Origin of the sequence: Streptosporangium sp. NPDC006013 (genome assembly GCF_040614275.1) — a bacterium.
Classification (GTDB): domain Bacteria; phylum Actinomycetota; class Actinomycetes; order Streptosporangiales; family Streptosporangiaceae; genus Streptosporangium.
The window spans coordinates 1-16269 of sequence record NZ_JBEXUE010000047.1; the positions used below are offsets into that span (position 1 = coordinate 1).

A 16269-nucleotide genomic window follows, 5' to 3' on the forward strand; every position below is an offset into this window, starting at 1 on the left:
GCCGCGCCGGCGCGGCAACGGCCGGACCGGCTGATGGGCCGACGCGTCCGGGCACTCCTTGGGCCACTGCGCAACGGGTGGTTGCTCGGCCTGGTGTTAGTGATCTGGGAGATCTACGGTCGGGCGAATCCCACCATATTCTTCCCGCCGCTCAGCACAATCGTCGGGCAGTTCTGGCAGGACTGGCTCTCCGCCAACGTCGGTCAGGCATTCCTCTCCGACCACTTCTGGACGGCCGTGGTGCCGAGCATGCGGCGGCTGGCTTGGGCCATGCTCCTCTCGCTCGTCATCGGCGTCGCCGGTGGCATGCTCGTCGCCCGCAACGCCATCATCCGCGACATGTACAGCCCGCTCATCCGGTTCTGGTTAGCCACACCCAAGGTCGTACTGCTGCCGGTGGCACTGCAGATCTTCGGCGTCACGGACGGCCTGAACATCTTCGTGATCTTCTTTGGCACCGTCTGGCTCATCATGATCAATACTGCCGACGGGGTGAGCGCCGTGAACGAATCGTGGCTGCGCAGCGCGCACAGCCTGCGCCTGTCCCGCTGGCAACTCTATTCGCGGGTGATTCTGCCCGCCGCCGCACCGCAGATCATGGCCGGTATCCGGGTCAGCATCGGCGTGGGACTGATCATGGTCATCATCTCCGAGTTCTACGCGACCACCGCCGGCCTCGGCTATGAGGTGCTGCGCGCGCAGGAACGATTCCGCTACCTGCAGATGTGGTCGGCGTTCCTGCTCATCGCGATCATCGGACTCATCCTCAACCTTGCGGCCGCCTGGCTCGAGCGCCGAACGTTGCGCTGGCAGCGCCGTACCGGTCTGGGCGCCTTGTGAAGCCCGAGCGTCGAAAGGACGCGTCATGGAGCTGACTGTCGACAATGTCTCGAAGAGCTACCCCGCAGCCAAGGGCGACACCCGCCTGGCGCTCGCGGAGACCTCCGTCACGATCGCCCAAGGTGAATTCATCTGCGTCGTCGGGCCGAGCGGATGCGGCAAATCCACCATGCTGATGATCATGGCCGGCCTGCTGGCACCGACCGGTGGACAGGTGCGCCTCGACGGCACTCTGGTGACCGGCCCGCCCGCCGGCCTCAGCGTCGTCTTCCAGGACTACGGCCGGTCGCTGTTTCCATGGATGAACGTCCGCCGCAATCTTGCGATCGCTGGTAAGGCCGCCGGGCTGTCCCGAGCGGAGACCGCCGAGCGGGTACGCGAGGCGCTCGCCGCTGTGGGACTCGACGGTGTCGAGAACCTCTATCCCTGGCAGATGTCCGGCGGCATGCAGCAGCGTACGGCCATCGCCCGCGCCCTCGTGGTGCGGCCGGAGGTGATGCTCATGGACGAGCCCTTCGCCGCCGTCGACGCTCAGACCCGCGCCGACCTTGAGGATCTCGTGCTGCGGGTACGCCACGAGTACCAGATGACCGTCGTATTCGTGACCCACGACATCGACGAGGCGGTTTACCTCGGCGATCGGGTACTGGTGATGCGGGCCAATCCCGGCCACCTCGTCAGCGATGTGCGTGTCGACCTGCCCCGCCCACGAGACCAGGTGAGCACAAAGCTCGACCCTCGTTTCGCGCAGCTGCGCAGTGAGATATTCCGCCAGGTCATGCGCAGTGTCGAGACTACGGCGCCGCCACTTGCACCGACTTTCCCGTAAGCCGGAAAACCATCCAGAAAAGAGAAGCAGGGTGTTGTCAAGAACGAAAGCCGCGGTGGCGATCAGTGCCGCGTTGCTGATCGCCACAGGTGCGTCGGCATGTTCGTCGGATTCGTCGTCGGCCGGGGCGAGCGGTGCGACCGCCTCGGGAACGACGGTGCTCAACGTGACCTCGCTGTCGTTGTGCAACGAGCTGTCCCTCTACGCCCTCGACAAGGGAATCTTCGCCAAGCATGGGCTCGATGTGAAGCTCGTCAACGTCCAGTCCGGCTCCGCCGGCATCGCCGCGTTGCAGGGCGGGTCGACGGATGTCGCATTCGTCAGCCCGCAGGCGTTGCTCACCGCCATTCAGGAGGGCATCGATATGAAGATCATCTCGGGCAGCGGCGAGACGACCAAGGACAGCCAGGGAATCATCGTCAACAACAGCTCGGGCATATCGGGCCCAGCCGACCTGCAAGGAAAGACGATCGCCGTCAACGACCTCGGCGGCACCATCGTGACGCTGATCGAGGATTGGATCCAGGCCGCGACAGGCCAGAAGTCCACGGCGAAGTTCGTCGCCCTCGGCTTCGCCGACATCGAGCCCGCCGTCGAAAACGGAAAGGTGGACGCCGGTGCCGTCACCGCCGCGAGCGTCCAGAAGATCACCTCGAGCGGCAAAGGCAAGTCAATCGGCAACCCCACCTTCGAGGGCATCGGGGCGACCCCCAACGCACTGTACGCCGTGACGCAGCCCTGGTTGGCCAAGCACCAGGCGGCTGCCGAGCAGTTCGTGGCCGCTATGCAGGAGGCCGCGGACGCGGCCAAGCAACCGGCCGGCAACGCCGACAAGTTCGCGATCCTCGCCAAGTACTGCAAGACGCCGGCGGAGACGCTCACCCAGATTCCCGAGATCGCGTACTCCGGCTACGTGGACATGAAGGCGCTGGATAATGCCGTGCAGCTGTTCAAGAACGCTGACATCCTCAAGCCGAACTTCGACGCGGCCTCCGCAGTGCCGGAGTTCGCGCGAGCGAAGTAGCCGGCACGGGCCGGTGACCACGGGAGCGTGCCGCACCCGACCCGGGCCGGCTCTGACCGCCGTCGAGTCTGTCACCAGCAACAACCGGATCGTCCCGCCCGGCAGCGAACGGGCGGGACATCACAGGTCAGGCTAGTGCTGCAGCGCGTTCCTTCTCCCATGTCGTCTTCTCGCGGGCGTGCTGGCGGATCAACGTCGGCTCCGTCCCGGCCGGTTCACCAGGCCCGGCGCCGTCAGGAGCGGGGCAGCCGGTCCAGCACGGCGTGCGCCTCCCACATGATCCGGTCGATCAGCTCCGCGCAGGACGGCAGGTCGTCGATCAGCCCGACGACCTGCCCGGAGGCCATGACGCCGAGGTCCGCGCGCCCGTCCACCATGGCGGCCTTGAGCAGCATCGGGGTGTTGGCCGCCTGGAGCACCTGGGCCCAGGTCAGGTCCCGGCCGTGCCGCATCCGGCGGCCTTCGCGGATCATCGCCGCCCACGACATGCCGGACAGCCGCTTGAACCTGGCCCCGTTGGCGACCGCGCGGAGCAGCCGCAGGCGCGAGCGTTCGAGCGAGTCGACGAACGGGGTGCGCAGCACGCGGTGCGGAACGCCGTCCACCCGCGTGGTGACCACCGTCTCGGCGGTGCCGAGGTAGACCTTCTTCACCTCGTCGCCGACCGTGGAGTCCGAGGTCAGCAGGAAGCGGGTGCCCATCGCGACCCCGCAGGCGCCGTACGACAGGGCGGCGACCAGCCCGCGCCCGTCGCAGAACCCGCCCGCCGCGATCACCGGGATGTCCACCGCGTCCACGACCTGGGGGAGCAGCACGGTGGTGGGGACGGCCCCGGTGTGCCCGCCGCCCTCACCGCCCTGCACGATCACCGCGTCCACGCCCCAGGCGGCGACCTTCTCGGCGTGCCGGCGCGCGCCGACCGAGGGGATCGTCAGCACTCCGGCGTCCTTGAGCCGGGCGATCAGCTCGCGCTTGGGGGCCAGCGCGAACGACGCGACCCGTACGCCTTCGCGGATCATGACGTCGATCCGCTCGCCGGCGTCGTCGGCGTCGGAGCGGATGTTCACCCCGAAGGGCGCGTCGGTGCGCTCCTTGACCGACCGGATCGCGGCGGTCATCTGCTCGACGGGCATGGTGGCCGCCGCGATGACGCCCAGACCTCCGGCGGCGGAGGTGGCGGCGGCCAGCCGAGCCCCGGCCACGTAGCCCATGCCGGTCTGCACGACGGGGTGGCGGCAGCCGACCATCTCGGTGAGCCGGGTCACCAGCCCCGGCGGCTCATTTCGCGGTGCGGACGTGCCGGTCGCGGGTACCGGCGGGTCCGGGACGGGTCCGGAGTACGAGGTCATGGGAGTTCTCCTGACGGGCGGCCGGCGGTGAGGTGGGAAGCCCGGCCGGCGAGGACTCCGCCGGTCTCGTCATCCGATGCGGGACACCCAGGTCGCGAAGATCGAGAACGAATCGACCGGCAGGGTCCGTGCGGGATGGAATCCCCGGTTCCGGCGGTGGGGAGGAGGTCAGGCGGGGATCTCGCGGTCGCGGAGTGAGCCGGGGTCGAGGACCTCGCGCAGGACGCGGAGTTCCTCGCCGGTCGGCTGCCGGGTCTCGGGGACGTCGCCGGTGACGGCCAGCGGGAAGCCGGTCGCCGCCACGACCTCGTCCACGGTGACGCCCGGGTGGACCGAGGCCAGGCGCATCGAGTGGTCGGGGCTCTGGAAGTCCAGCACCGCCAGGTCGGTGACCACCCGGCGCAGGTCGTGGTGGCGGTGGGCGCTCGGCCCCGCCTCGGCCGCGCGGTCGTGGCCGACGCCGCTGACCATGTCCACCCGCGGTACGAACACCCGGGTCGAGTGCCGGGGGACCCAGTAGCTGGTCGGGCAGCACACGGTGTTGCCCGGCACCCCGCGCACGCCCAGGAGCTGGGACTTCGGCCGGGACCAGTCGCCGATGCAGGAGATGTTGCTGTTGCCGTACCGGTCGATCTGGCTGGCTCCCAGCATGACGTGCCGCCTGCCGTTGAGCACCAGCCACAGGTGGTCCCGGAACGGCAGCCAGCCCTCGACGACCTGTGGACTCTGTCCCAGCGGCGGCACGTCGCCGGTCAGCAGGCACAGCCCGTCGTGCGTGATGAGGTCGGGCTCGAAGGTGAGCCGGGCCAGCCGGGCGGCCAGCACGGTGATCGCGCCGCCGATGCCCGCGGCCAGGATCTCCCCGTCCCCCCTGAACGCCTCGGCGCAGGCGACGACGCACACCTCGGCCCGCGTGGCGACGGTCACGCTCATGATTCCTCCCGAAACTGGCGTACGGCCTCCTGGTAGGCGGCCTCGTCTCCGGACAGGTAGCGGCCGGTGAAGGCCCGCCACGTCTCGGGGCCGGTGGCGGCGCTCGCGTACGCCTGCTGGAACGCCTCGTCGCGACCGTAGTCGGGCTCGCAGGTGGTGAAGTGGGCACCGCCGGGGGTCTCCACCACGCCGGTCACCATGGACCGGCTGATCAGCAGTGACTGGACCGGCCCCTCCTTGAGCAGGTCGGCGGTGTCCACCACGCGCTCGCAGGAGACGTAGCAGCGCTCGGCCGCCTTGGCGTAGAGGTCGTCGAAGTAGGGGTCGGGGCCGAGATACTGGGCGTTGCCGCGCTGGTCGGCCCGGTTGAGATGGACGAGCGCGACGTCCAGGGTCAGCGCGGGGACGGCGACGAGCTCCTCGCCTCCGGCGTAGGGCGACCGTACGGTCCGCAGTTCGGGGTTGACCCGCATCACATCCGAGCCGAGCCCGGCGCGGGTCGGCAGGAACGGCAGCCGGTGCGCCGCCGCGAGCAGGCCGAACATGAACATGCTCTCGTCGTACTCGGTGAACTTCACGGTCCCGGCCTGCCTGGCGGTCCGGAAGTGCGGTTCGAGGGGGATCGAGTCGAGCGACACGAACGGGGCGACCACCCGGGCGACCTTGCCGTATGCGCACAGCAGGCCGACGTCGGGGCCACCGTACGAGACGACCGTCAGGTCTTCCAGAGAGGACCGGCAGATCGCCCGGACCAGCGCCATCGGCTTGCGACGCGATCCCCAGCCGCCGATCCCGACGGTCATCCCACTGCGCAGTTCCCCGACGACGCCGTCAATGGACATGATCTTGCTCACTGCTCGCTCACCGCTCCTCCCTCGCTGCGCGGGCGGCTTCGTTCCTCGCTCACCGGCTGTCCGCCTCTCCAACCGGCGATGCGCCGGACGGCTCCCGGCTCGCAGAGCCGTTGCCTCTCGCGATGAACGCGTCGCGGTGTCTGTCACCGGAGCCCATCAGGTTGAGTTCGAAGGTGAAGCCCTGCTCGAACCGGTAGCTGCGCCTGACATCGACCGGGTCGATGCCGTTCAGCGACTCCTTGGCCCGCCGGATGACGTAGGGGTCCTTTCCGGCGATCTGGGCGGCGACCTCGAAGGCGGTCTCGCGCAGCCGGTCGCGGGGCACGACCTCCAGCACCGAGCCGAAGGCGTGCAGTTCGGCGGCGGTGACGGTGCGGCACGTGTAGACCATGGCCCGCATCAGATGCTGGGGGACCAGCCTGGCCAGGTGGGTGGCCGCGCCGAGCGCGCCCCGGTCCACCTCGGGCAGGCCGAAGTAGGCGTCGTCGGAGGCCACCACGATGTCGGCGTTGCCCGCCAGCCCGACCCCGCCACCGAGGCAGAAACCGTGCACGGCGGCGATCACCGGGACCTCGCATTCGTAGACCGCCGCGAACGCCGCGAAGCATCCGCGGTTGGCGCCGACCAGCGCGGCGTGCCCGCTGGTGGCCTGCATCTCCTTGACGTCCACCCCGGCGTTGAACCCTCGCCCCTCCGCGCGCAGCACCACGACGCGGGTCTCGGGCGCGTGCCCGGCCTCCTGGACGGCCTCGGCCAGCTCGAACCAGCCGGAGACGGGTAACGCGTTGACCGGTGGCACGTCCACTACGACCTCGGCGACCGCTCCGCCGCCGTGAAGGGTGATTCTCATCGCGCCTCACTGTTCGCACCTAACGCTTGCTTGGTACGGTAGCACGCGACAGCCGGACACAGGAGTGCGCCCGGCGGCTGCCCGCCGGGCGACCTTCCGGAAGGCATCCCGGTGGCCGGTTCGAGGCTCGGCCGGCCCACCTGGGAAGGCATGCGACGGCGGTCGGTCTTCCGGAGACTCCCCCGGGTGACCGCTTCGAGGACGAGGGCGAGGAGGCGAGCGCCGTGAACGCTGAGGGCGATGCGGATCGCGCGGCCGGTGTGGACGCCGAGGCTCGTGGAAGTGGCGGAGTACCCGGCCGGGTTCGCTACGACCACACCGGATCGGTCGTGCTGGTGACCGGTGGCACCAGGGGGCTCGGCGCGGGTATCGCCGACGCTTTCCTGGCCGCCGGAGCCGAGGTGGTCGTGTGCGCCCGCAGGAAGCCGGAGGTCCTGCCCGAGGGCCTCGCGTTCGTCGCGGCCGACGTGCGCGACACGGCGGACGTGGACCGGCTGGTCACCGAGGTCGAGGAGCGGTACGGGAGGCTCGACACGGTGGTCAACAACGCCGGAGGCTCACCGTATGCGCTCCTGGCCGGAACCTCCCCACGGCTGCACGCCCGGATCGTGGAACTCAACCTGATCGCCCCGCTGCTGGTCGCGCAGCGCGCCCACCCCCTGCTCGCCGCCTCCAGCGGCTCGGTCATCATGATCGGCAGCTCCAGCGGTACCCGCCCCTCCCCGGGCACCTCCGCGTACGGCGCGGCCAAGGCGGGCCTGCACCACCTGGCCGCCTGCCTCGCCGCCGAGTGGGCGCCGCGGGTGCGGGTCAACACGGTGGTCGTCGGCCTCGCCGAGACGGAGGACTCGGCAGACCACTACGGCGGCCCCGACGGGGTCGCGCGGATGGGCGCCGCCGTTCCCGCGGGCCGGATGGCCCTTCCCGCCGACGTGGCCGAGGTGTGCCTGTGGCTGGCGGTCCCCGGCTACGTGACCGGCGCGGAGATCGCGGTGCACGGCGGTGGCGAGATCCCCGCCTGGCGGGAGATCGCATCTGGACACGACGGGTGAACAGCCGGGAAACTCTGCATGATCACGATGAAAGGAGCCCTGGCATGGGTGGGATCTGTGACGGGCGTGTGGTGATCGTGACCGGTGCCGGGCGCGGCATCGGCAGGGAGCACGCCCTGGAGTTCGCCCGGCAGGGGGCCAGGGTCGTGGTCAACGACCTCGGCACCGGCCGCGAGGGGGACGGGCGGTCGGGCGACCCGGCCCTGCGGGTGGTCGAGGAGATCCACGCCCTGGGCGGCCGGGCCATCGCCAACAACGACGACGTCACCGACTGGGGCGGCGCCGACCGGCTGGTCAAGACGGCGCTGAGCGCCTTCGGGCGGCTGGACGTACTGGTGAACAACGCCGGATTCGTCCGCGACCGGATGCTGGTCTCGATGACCGAGCAGGAGTGGGACGACGTGATCCGGGTCCACCTCAAGGGCCACTTCCTGCCGCTCCGGCACGCGGGCGCGCACTGGCGGGAACGCTCGAAGGCGGGCGACCCGGTGGACGCCCGAGTGATCAACACCTCCTCGGGGGCCGGACTGCTCGGCAGCGTCGCGCAGGGCAACTACTCCGCGGCCAAGGCCGGCATCGTCGCGCTCACCCAGGTCGCCGCCGCCGAACTCGGCCGCTACGGCGTCACGGTGAACGCGATCGCTCCGGCCGCCCGCACCCGGATGACCGAGGAGGTCTTCGCCACCATGATGGCCAGGCCCGAGGACGGCTTCGACGCCATGCACCCGGCCAACATCGCCCCCCTGGTGACCTGGCTCGGCTCGGCCGCCTCCGGGCACGTCACCGGCCGGGTCTTCGAGGTGGAGGGCGGCGTCATCTCCCTCGCCGACGGCTGGCGCCACGGCCCCCGCGTCGACCGGGGCGCCCGCTGGAACCCGGCAGACATCGGCGACGCCGTCGCCGAACTCCTCACCGAGGCCCCTGGCCCCGAGCCGGTCTACGGGGCATAGCCACCGGGCCGGGCCGCGGCCTTTGGCGAGAGACGAGCACTCGGCTCATGTCCTCACGGGTAAGTAGACCTGCTCGCGCCCCGGCGCCTGGGCGGCGGCGGCCAAAGCGCATCGTGATCAGGCTTGATGAGTCGTCGCCCAGAGCTCGTCGAGATGGCTGGTGAGGATGGTCAGCGCCGCTTCGGCCGTGCGCTGCCCTCCCAGCACGCTGGAGACGAGTCCGTTGGTCATGGCCAGCAATCCGGCGGCTTTCACCTCGGGATTCACGTCGGCGGGTACGTCACCGGCCTCCAGCGCGGTCCGGATCTGCCGCGCCATGAAGGATTCGAGGGTGTCCGGGGTGCGGTAGCCCTCGGCGAACTGCGGTTCGCTGAGGGCGAGGGAGTAGAAGGCGGCGTACGTGCGGGCGATGCGGCGGCTTTCCGTATCCGTGGGCAGGATGTTCGTCAGGACCGCCGTCACGATGGTGCGGGGCGTGGGCGGGGCCTCGGCGCTCGCGATCGATTGCCGTACCCGGGCGTCGAGTCGTCCGCTCAGGCGCGCCAGGGCATCCAGCAGGAGCGCGTCCTTGGTCTGGAAGTAGTACTGCACCAGGCGGAGCGAGACACCGGCCTCGGCGGCGACGGCTCGCATGGACGCCTGCTGGAGTCCTTGGGTCTCGGCGATGCGCAACACCGCCTCGGCGATCTGTCTCCGGCGCTCTTCATGGTCGACCCGTAGGGGCATTGCGCGCCTCACCTCCCTTTATGATACGAATGTATCATGAACCTGGGGAGTTTCACCGACGACAACGCCAGAACTCGGTTTCTGGACCTCTACGAGCGCCTTTTCCAACAGCTGTGGCCGGAGCCGGTGAAGGCCGAAGACGTGCCGACCACGTTCGGCCCCACCCGTGTCCACCGGGCCGGGCGCGACCGAGGGCGCCCCATCGTGCTGCTGTCCGGAGCCGGTGGGAACTCCCTGATGTGGCACCGGTACATCCGCCCCTTGGGTGAGCACCATCCGATCGTCGCCGTGGACACGATCGGCGAGGCCGGCGCCAGCGTCCAGGAGGCCCCCGTACAGGACGGGCGGGACGGCGCGAAGTGGCTCGACGAGGTGCTGGCGGGCCTGAACGTGGACGCTGCGCACGTCGTCGGCTGCTCCTACGGTGGCTGGCTGGCGATGAACCACGAGATTCACACCCCTGGCCGAATCGCCACCCTCGTCCTGCTCGATCCCGCCGGTTTCGCGCTACCCGGACCGCGGTTCTACGGGTGGGCGCTCGCGGGCGCGCTCGCGGGTCTGGCTCCCCGCGCGCTCCGCCCGCGCCTGGCACGCCTGGTCGCCAACGGCACGATCCTGGAAACGGAGATCATGAGCTTGATTCCGGCGGCCGCCCGATACCGCCGCCGGCTGCCGAACGCCCTGGTCTTCAGCGACGACGAGCTGCGCACTCTGCGGACCCGTTCCCTGTGCCTGCTCGCCGCACGCAGCGCCCTGCACAGGTCCCGCACGACAGCGGAGCGGGTGACGCGCCTCGTGCCGGCCGCCCAGGTCGAAATCGTGCCCCGGACGGGGCACGCACTGCCGATGGATCGGCCGGATCTCGTGGTGGAGCGGATCCTGGACTTCGTCTCCGAGGAGGACGACTGAGGGGGCGCGCGTATCGAGACACAGGTCTTTACGGTTTCCCGCCATTGAAGTCGGAGGTTCGCCTCCATGGTGGCCGTGGCCGTCGGTTGCCTAGCGTTGGCCGACGTGATCAGTCTCCAAGGTTTGTGTAAACGCTACGGTGACCGGATGGTCGTCGACGACCTGTCGTTGGACGTGAGGCCCGGCACGGTCACGGGCTTCCTCGGGCCGAACGGGGCAGGCAAGTCGACGACGATGCGCCTGATCCTCGGACTCGACCGCCCCACTGCGGGCACGGCGCTGATCGGCGGTGTGCCGTACCACGAGATCAGGAACCCGCTGCGGACGGTGGGCGCGATGCTGGACGCACGGGCGCTGCATCCCGGGCGGAGCGGGCATGCGCATCTGATGGCGCTGGCGCGCAGCAACGGCATCACGCGGAGCCGGGTGACGGAGGTCCTGGAGCAGGTAGGGATGGCGGATGCGGCGGGTAAGCGGGCCGGTGGGCTGTCGCTGGGAATGAGCCAGCGGCTCGGTATCGCGGGCGCGTTACTGGGCGATCCGGAGGTGCTGATGTTCGACGAACCGGTCAACGGTCTGGACCTCGACGGCGTGCGCTGGGTGCGCCACCTGATGCGCTCGCTGGCCGAGGAGGGCCGCACGGTGTTCGTCTCCAGCCACCTGATGAGCGAGATGCAGCTCACCGCCGACCATCTGGTGGTGATCGGCAGGGGGCGGCTCATCATGGACGCACCGCTGGCGGAGGTCATCGGGCGCAACTCCCTGACCGCCGTGGTCGTCCGCACCCCGCACGCGGCCGACCTGTCCGTACGGTTGGACGGCGCCGGGATCACGGTGGAACGGCTCGGCGAGAACGAGCTCGTCGCCACCGGCGCCACGATCGAGCGGGTCGGCGACCTGGCGTACGAGGCGGGCATCCGGCTGCACGAGCTGCGTACCCGCGAGGCCTCGCTGGAGCAGGCATATCAGGAGCTGACCGCGAGCAGCGTGGAGTACGGCACACGGGAAGCGGGAGTATGAACATGCGGACCAGAGAATTGGGCCAGGCGGTCGGCGCGGAGTGGGCGAAGCTGTGGTCGGTCCGCTCCACCTGGTGGTGCCTGGCCGGCGCGGTGGTGCTCATGGTGATGAGCGCACTGATGCTGGGCGGGGCGACGGCCACGGACATGCTCCGTGCCGAGGGCGGCGGAACCCGCTTTCCGGCGAGCGAGCCGGTGATCTCGGCGACGTCGTTCGCCCAGTTCGCGCTGGTCGCGCTGGCGATGCTGGTGATCACCTCGGAATACGCGTCGGGCAGCATCCGGAGCACGTTGCAGGCCACGCCGATCCGTGGCCGGGTGATCGCCGCGAAGGCGCTGGTGGTGGGGCCGGTGATGTTCGCCGTCGGAGTACTGTCCGGGGCCGTGGCCACCGCGGTCGTCTACACGGTGCTGTCCGCCGACCTGTTCGGCGGCTATGTGGCGCTGCCGCCCGCCGAGGTCGCGCTCGACCTGCTGAGGGTCGGTGTCTTCTTTGCTCTGGTATCGGTGATGACGCTCGGCGTGGGCACCGCGGTGCGCAGTGCGGCGGGCACCCTGACCGTGGTGTTCATGCTGCTGATGGGCCTGCCGCTGATGCTGCTGATGACGGGTGTTCCGGCGGCGTTGGAGGTGTCCCTGCGCATGCCGCTGTTCGCCGGCCTGGCCTTCATGGACAGCACCGACAACCTGACCGGCGGCCCGATGCCCTACGGGGCGGGAGAAGGTCTGCTCTGGCTGCTGGCCTGGACGGTGGCGGCGGTGGCGGCAGGCCATGTCGTGCTGCGCCGGCGTGATGCCTAGACTTCGGGCCGTGTCAGGTAACCGTGCCGCGCGCACCCTGGTGGGGGTACTCGCGGGCATGGTCCTCGGGGTCGTCGAGCTGGCCTTCCTCTGCCTGGCCTGGCCGGCTTCCCTGATCGCGGCCACGCGGCCCGCCGCCGACCGGGGCCTGGCCCGGCTGATGGCACTCGAACGGGCTCGGCTGGCCAGGTGGCTGGGCCACGACACGACGCGGACGGCCGGCGGCTACGGCTTTCTCACCGCCCGCGCCGCCCTGGGCGTGCTGGGCGGGTACGGCTGCGCGGCGGGTCTGTTCCTTGGTGGCCTGCTCCTGTTCGGAGGGCTGTGGGACCTGCTCTGGGGTGAGTCCGAGGCGGTGCCGGTGAACCTGCCCGGCGTGAAGCTGGTCACCACCAGCGGGATCCTCGGGCTGACCGGCGCGGGGGCGCTACTGGCCCTGGTGACGCTCGGGGTCCTCGCCGTGGGAGCGGCCGAACGGCGGCTGGCCGACCACTTCCTCGGACCGGGCAGGCAGGAGCTGATGCGCAGGCGCATCGCCGAACTGACCGCGACCCGCGCGGGCATCATCCGGGCCGTCGACGACGAACGGCGCAGGATCGAGCGCGACCTGCACGACGGCGTGCAGCAACGGGGGGTGGCGCTGGCCATGCTGCTCGGCCGTGCCCAGCACAGCCCCGACCAGGCCAGGACCGCCGAGCTGGTGGGCCAGGCCTACACCGAGTCGCGCCAGCTCCTCGACGAGCTACGCAGTGTGGCCTGGCGGATCTATCCGACCGCACTCGACGAGCTGGGGCTGCGCGCCGCGCTCGCGGGCATCGCCGAGCGGTCGAGCATGCCGGTGACCGTGCACTACGGGCTGGCCGACCGGCCCGTCTCCGAGGTCGAGACCGCCCTGTACTTCACCGCCCGTGAGGCGATCACCAACGCGATCAAGCACGCGGGAGCCCGTGACATCCTGGTCATGCTGACAGAGGACGAGCGGACGGTGAGCGTGGCGATCTCGGACGACGGCAGGGGCGGCGCGGACCCCTCGGGGGGAGGGCTCTCCGGGCTGGCCAGACGAGTCCTGGCGCTCGACGGAGTGTTCACCGTCGACAGTCCGGAAGGCGGCCCCACCAAGATCGCCGCGACGCTGCCGAAGGACACGCCGTGCGACTGATCCTGGCCGACGATTCCGTGCTGCTCCGCGAGGGCCTGATCCGGCTGCTGAACGACGCCGGGCACGAGGTCCTCGCCGCCGTCGGTGACGCGCGGGCGCTGCTCGACGCCATCCGGCGGCACCCGCCGGACGTGGCCGTGATCGACGTACGCATGCCCCCCACGCACACCGACGAGGGGCTGCGGGCAGCACTGGAGATCCGCGAACACCGGCCGGACGTCGGGGTCCTCGTGCTGTCCCAGTACGTGGAGAAGACGTACGCGGCCACGCTCCTCGCGGGAAACACCGAAGGGCTGGGCTACCTGCTCAAGGACCGGGTCTCGGAGGTCGCCGACTTCCTGGACTCGCTGGAGCGGGTACGCGCCGGCGGCACGGTCTTCGACCCGGAGGTGGTCCGCCAGCTGCTCGCCCGCACCACCCACGCCGACCCGTTGAGCAGGCTGAGCAGGCGCGAGACGGAGGTGCTGCGGCACCTCGCGCAGGGCTACGTCAACGCGGCGATCGCCGAACGCCTGCACGTGTCGCTCAGCACCGTCGAAAAGCACATCAACGCCATCATGGACAAGCTCGACCTACCCCGCGACCCCGGCTACAGCCGCAGGGTGCTGGCCATCCTGCGCTACCTCGACGACTGAAGGCTCCGCCGCTCCTTACGGCATCGACCCCGCGCCGTGTCGGAGAGACACGCGTCCCCTACGGGGGCAGCCGGAATACGGGAGAAAAGACACCGCGGCCGGGTGTTCTCGCTGGTCGGTGGCGTCGGCGGGGGAGGCGAGGTGTTCAATGACGGCGGCGATCGCCTCGCTGCCGGGCCGGGAAATTCTCGCGGTCCGGTACCGCAAGAATGCGGCACCTGCTCCGACTCCATGGTGAACGGCGCCTTTGGGGGGTGCCGCCCGACCATCGAAGGAGACGACGTTGAAGTTCATGTTGATCATGCACAACAACCCGCAGATCTGGGACGCGCTGACCGAGGAGGAGCGCAACGAGGTGATGAGCGGCCACGGCCCGTTCATGGAGACCATCAAGAAGTCCGGGGAGATGATCGGCACCACCGCGCTGGCCGACCCGTCGCAGAGCGCCGTGGTCAGGGTCCGGGGCGGCGTCCCGGCGGTGACGGACGGGCCCTACCTTGAGGCCAAGGAGTATCTCGGCGGCTACTACCTGGTGGAATGCGACAGCCGGGAGCGCGCCCTGGAGCTGGCCGCGCTCATCCCGGACGCCGGCGTCGAGGGCCTCGGCATCGAGGTGCGGCCGGTGGTCTACGCGGGCACGGCCGACGACTGAGCACGCGGTGAAGTTCCTGCTGAGTCTCTACCTGAGCGCCGCGGCCCTACCCTGGGGAGGGCTCGACCATGAGGAGTTCCTGGCCACGGCCGGGCAGGCAGGGGAACTGGTCAGTGCTCACGTGTTCGCCGATCCGTCCATCAGCGCCGTCGTACGGGCTCGGGACGGCGTGGTGACCGTGACCGAGGGCCCGTACCTGCAGACCCCGGATCATGTCGCCGGCCAGTACGTGGTCGACTGCGAAAGCCGGGAACGCGCCGTGGAACTGGCCGCCCTGATACCGAGTGGTCAGGTCGGCGGCGTGGAGGTGCGGCCGCTGATGGACTCGGCCGGGATGGAGATGTGAGCACGACCGAACACTTCGGGGACCTGTTGCGCGAACTCGCGCCGCAGGTCCTCGGCGTGCTCCTGCGCCGCTACGGCGGATTCGAGGAGTGCGAGGACGCGGTCCAGGAGGCGCTGCTCGCCGCGGCGACGCAGTGGCCCGCCGACGGGGTTCCGGACAGCCCGCGTGCCTGGCTGGTCACCGTTGCCTCCCGCCGCCTGGTCGACCAGGTACGCAGCGAGCAGGCGCGCCGCCGCCGGGAGGTCACCGCGGCGGTGCGGGAGGCGCCGGACGCCGCCGTCGCGCCGGCGCCCGGCGAGGGAAGCCCGGGCGACCAGGACGACACGCTCGCGCTGCTGTTCCTGTGCTGTCATCCGGCGCTGACGCCCGCCTCTCAGGTGGCGCTCACGCTGCGCGCCGTCGGCGGGCTCACCACCGCCGAGGTGGCGCGGGCGTTCCTCGTGCCGGAGGCCACCATGGCGCCGCGGATCAGCCGTGCCAAGCAGCGGATCAAAGCCGTCGGTGCGTCGTTTGAGATGCCGAGCGTCCAGGAGCGGGCCGAACGGCTGGACGCCCTCCTGCATGTGCTCTACCTGATCTTCAACGAGGGCTACACCGCCAGTTCCGGACCCGACCTGCACCGCGGCGAGCTCACCGCAGAGGCGATCCGGCTCACCCGTATGGTGCACCGGTCCTTGCCGGATGACGGGGAGGTCGCCGGGCTGCTGGCACTGATGCTGCTGACCGACGCCCGCCGTACGGCTCGCACCGGCCCGGACGGCGTCCTCATACCGCTGGCCGAGCAGGACCGGAACCGGTGGGACGCCGCCCTGATCGAAGAGGGCACCGCGCTGGTCACCGGCGCCATGTCCGTCTCCCCCCTCGGCCCTTACCAGCTTCAGGCGGCGATCGCCGTGCTGCACGTCCAGGCCCGGCGGGCCGAGGAGACCGACTGGGAACAGATCCGCCTCCTGTACGCGATCCTCGGCCGGATCGCGCCGAACCCGATGGTCACGCTCAATCACGCCGTCGCGGTCGCGATGACCCGCGGGCCCCAGGCCGGACTCGAACTGCTGGAAAGCCTGGACGGCGACCCCCGGATCGCCCGCCACCACCGTCTCTACGCCGTCCGCGCCCACCTCCAGGAACTGGCGGGCGAGTACGCCGCCGCACGAGAGAACTACCGGCTGGCGGCCCGGCGTACCACGAGCCTCCCCGAACAGCGCTACCTGCGAGACAGGGCAGGCAGGCTGGAGCGATAACAACCGGCGAGAACGCGCCTGCTCGATGGGGACCGGTGGACGCAGCCCAATGCCGCCCCTTACGCGCCGAACGATATCGGCCGTCGTCGGCGCGGCCGGT

At 70.3% G+C, this 16269-nt stretch carries 18 protein-coding genes; 13 read left to right on the forward strand and 5 right to left on the reverse strand.

What is annotated here, in order from left to right; genetic code table 11:
• From ABZ260_RS10305 to ABZ260_RS10315, 3 genes are all read left to right on the forward strand, one after another.
• Window positions 1–840: ABC transporter permease subunit (locus ABZ260_RS10305; protein ID WP_355615373.1), on the forward strand; the 840-nt coding region annotated here is incomplete at its 5' end.
• Window positions 841–865: 25 nt separating this feature from the next.
• A complete protein-coding gene (locus tag ABZ260_RS10310; RefSeq protein ID WP_355615376.1) occupies window positions 866–1669 on the forward strand; it encodes an ABC transporter ATP-binding protein in 804 nt (267 codons plus the stop codon).
• Window positions 1670–1724: 55 nt separating this feature from the next.
• Window positions 1725–2693 carry an ABC transporter substrate-binding protein gene (locus tag ABZ260_RS10315; protein ID WP_355615379.1) on the forward strand — a complete coding sequence of 323 codons (969 nt, stop codon included), beginning with the start codon at window positions 1725–1727 and terminating at the stop codon, window positions 2691–2693.
• 233 nt (window positions 2694–2926) lie between these two features.
• Here the strand turns inward: ABZ260_RS10315 and ABZ260_RS10320 are convergent, their stop codons facing one another.
• The 4 genes from ABZ260_RS10320 to ABZ260_RS10335 form a co-directional block, all read right to left on the reverse strand.
• Window positions 2927–4042, reverse strand: coding sequence for a nitronate monooxygenase (locus ABZ260_RS10320; RefSeq protein ID WP_355615382.1), 1116 nt, complete (start codon window positions 4040–4042; stop codon window positions 2927–2929).
• Between the two features lie 168 nt (window positions 4043–4210).
• Window positions 4211–4975 carry a CoA-transferase gene (locus ABZ260_RS10325; protein ID WP_355554850.1) on the reverse strand — a complete coding sequence of 255 codons (765 nt, stop codon included), beginning with the start codon at window positions 4973–4975 and terminating at the stop codon, window positions 4211–4213.
• On the reverse strand, window positions 4972–5817 hold the full coding sequence (locus tag ABZ260_RS10330; protein ID WP_350912890.1) for a CoA-transferase: 846 nt from the start codon (window positions 5815–5817) through the stop codon (window positions 4972–4974). The genes ABZ260_RS10325 and ABZ260_RS10330 overlap by 4 nt, the downstream gene beginning before the upstream one ends.
• 61 nt (window positions 5818–5878) lie before the next feature.
• Entirely contained in the window at window positions 5879–6679 is an 801-nt protein-coding gene (locus tag ABZ260_RS10335; RefSeq protein ID WP_355615386.1) for an enoyl-CoA hydratase family protein, read from the reverse strand.
• A 224-nt stretch (window positions 6680–6903) separates the two neighbouring features.
• Here ABZ260_RS10335 and ABZ260_RS10340 point away from each other — a divergent pair, with 224 nt between their 5' ends.
• Window positions 6904–7731: an SDR family oxidoreductase gene (locus tag ABZ260_RS10340; RefSeq protein WP_355615389.1), complete on the forward strand. Its 828-nt coding sequence runs from the start codon at window positions 6904–6906 to the stop codon at window positions 7729–7731.
• A 44-nt stretch (window positions 7732–7775) separates the two neighbouring features.
• Window positions 7776–8681 carry an SDR family oxidoreductase gene (locus ABZ260_RS10345; protein ID WP_355615392.1) on the forward strand — a complete coding sequence of 302 codons (906 nt, stop codon included), beginning with the start codon at window positions 7776–7778 and terminating at the stop codon, window positions 8679–8681.
• A gap of 117 nt (window positions 8682–8798) precedes the next feature.
• Here the strand turns inward: ABZ260_RS10345 and ABZ260_RS10350 are convergent, their stop codons facing one another.
• Window positions 8799–9407 (reverse strand): TetR/AcrR family transcriptional regulator, encoded by a 609-nt coding sequence (locus ABZ260_RS10350; RefSeq protein ID WP_355615395.1) that lies wholly within the window; start codon window positions 9405–9407, stop codon window positions 8799–8801.
• 36 nt (window positions 9408–9443) lie between these two features.
• Between ABZ260_RS10350 and ABZ260_RS10355 the strand changes: the two genes are divergently transcribed.
• The 8 genes from ABZ260_RS10355 (at window position 9444) to ABZ260_RS10390 (ending at window position 16169) form a co-directional block, all read left to right on the forward strand.
• Window positions 9444–10316 carry an alpha/beta fold hydrolase gene (locus ABZ260_RS10355; protein ID WP_355615398.1) on the forward strand — a complete coding sequence of 291 codons (873 nt, stop codon included), beginning with the start codon at window positions 9444–9446 and terminating at the stop codon, window positions 10314–10316.
• A gap of 105 nt (window positions 10317–10421) precedes the next feature.
• Window positions 10422–11336 (forward strand): ATP-binding cassette domain-containing protein, encoded by a 915-nt coding sequence (locus ABZ260_RS10360; RefSeq protein ID WP_355615401.1) that lies wholly within the window; start codon window positions 10422–10424, stop codon window positions 11334–11336.
• A gap of 2 nt (window positions 11337–11338) precedes the next feature.
• Window positions 11339–12136 (forward strand): ABC transporter permease, encoded by a 798-nt coding sequence (locus ABZ260_RS10365; protein ID WP_355615404.1) that lies wholly within the window; start codon window positions 11339–11341, stop codon window positions 12134–12136.
• A 10-nt stretch (window positions 12137–12146) separates the two neighbouring features.
• Window positions 12147–13295: a histidine kinase gene (locus ABZ260_RS10370; protein ID WP_355615408.1), complete on the forward strand. Its 1149-nt coding sequence runs from the start codon at window positions 12147–12149 to the stop codon at window positions 13293–13295.
• The gene (locus ABZ260_RS10375) at window positions 13286–13930 is read left to right on the forward strand and encodes a response regulator transcription factor (protein ID WP_355615411.1); all 645 of its coding nucleotides are present in this window, start codon (window positions 13286–13288) and stop codon (window positions 13928–13930) included. Before ABZ260_RS10370 ends, ABZ260_RS10375 begins: the two co-directional genes overlap by 10 nt.
• Window positions 13931–14222: 292 nt before the next feature.
• Window positions 14223–14582 carry a YciI family protein gene (locus tag ABZ260_RS10380; protein ID WP_350913425.1) on the forward strand — a complete coding sequence of 120 codons (360 nt, stop codon included), beginning with the start codon at window positions 14223–14225 and terminating at the stop codon, window positions 14580–14582.
• A 7-nt stretch (window positions 14583–14589) separates the two neighbouring features.
• Complete coding sequence (locus tag ABZ260_RS10385; RefSeq protein ID WP_355615414.1) at window positions 14590–14928, forward strand: YciI family protein; 339 nt, start codon at window positions 14590–14592, stop codon at window positions 14926–14928.
• Window positions 14925–16169: a sigma-70 family RNA polymerase sigma factor gene (locus ABZ260_RS10390; RefSeq protein ID WP_355615417.1), complete on the forward strand. Its 1245-nt coding sequence runs from the start codon at window positions 14925–14927 to the stop codon at window positions 16167–16169. The genes ABZ260_RS10385 and ABZ260_RS10390 overlap by 4 nt, the downstream gene beginning before the upstream one ends.
• Window positions 16170–16269 lie beyond the last annotated feature (100 nt).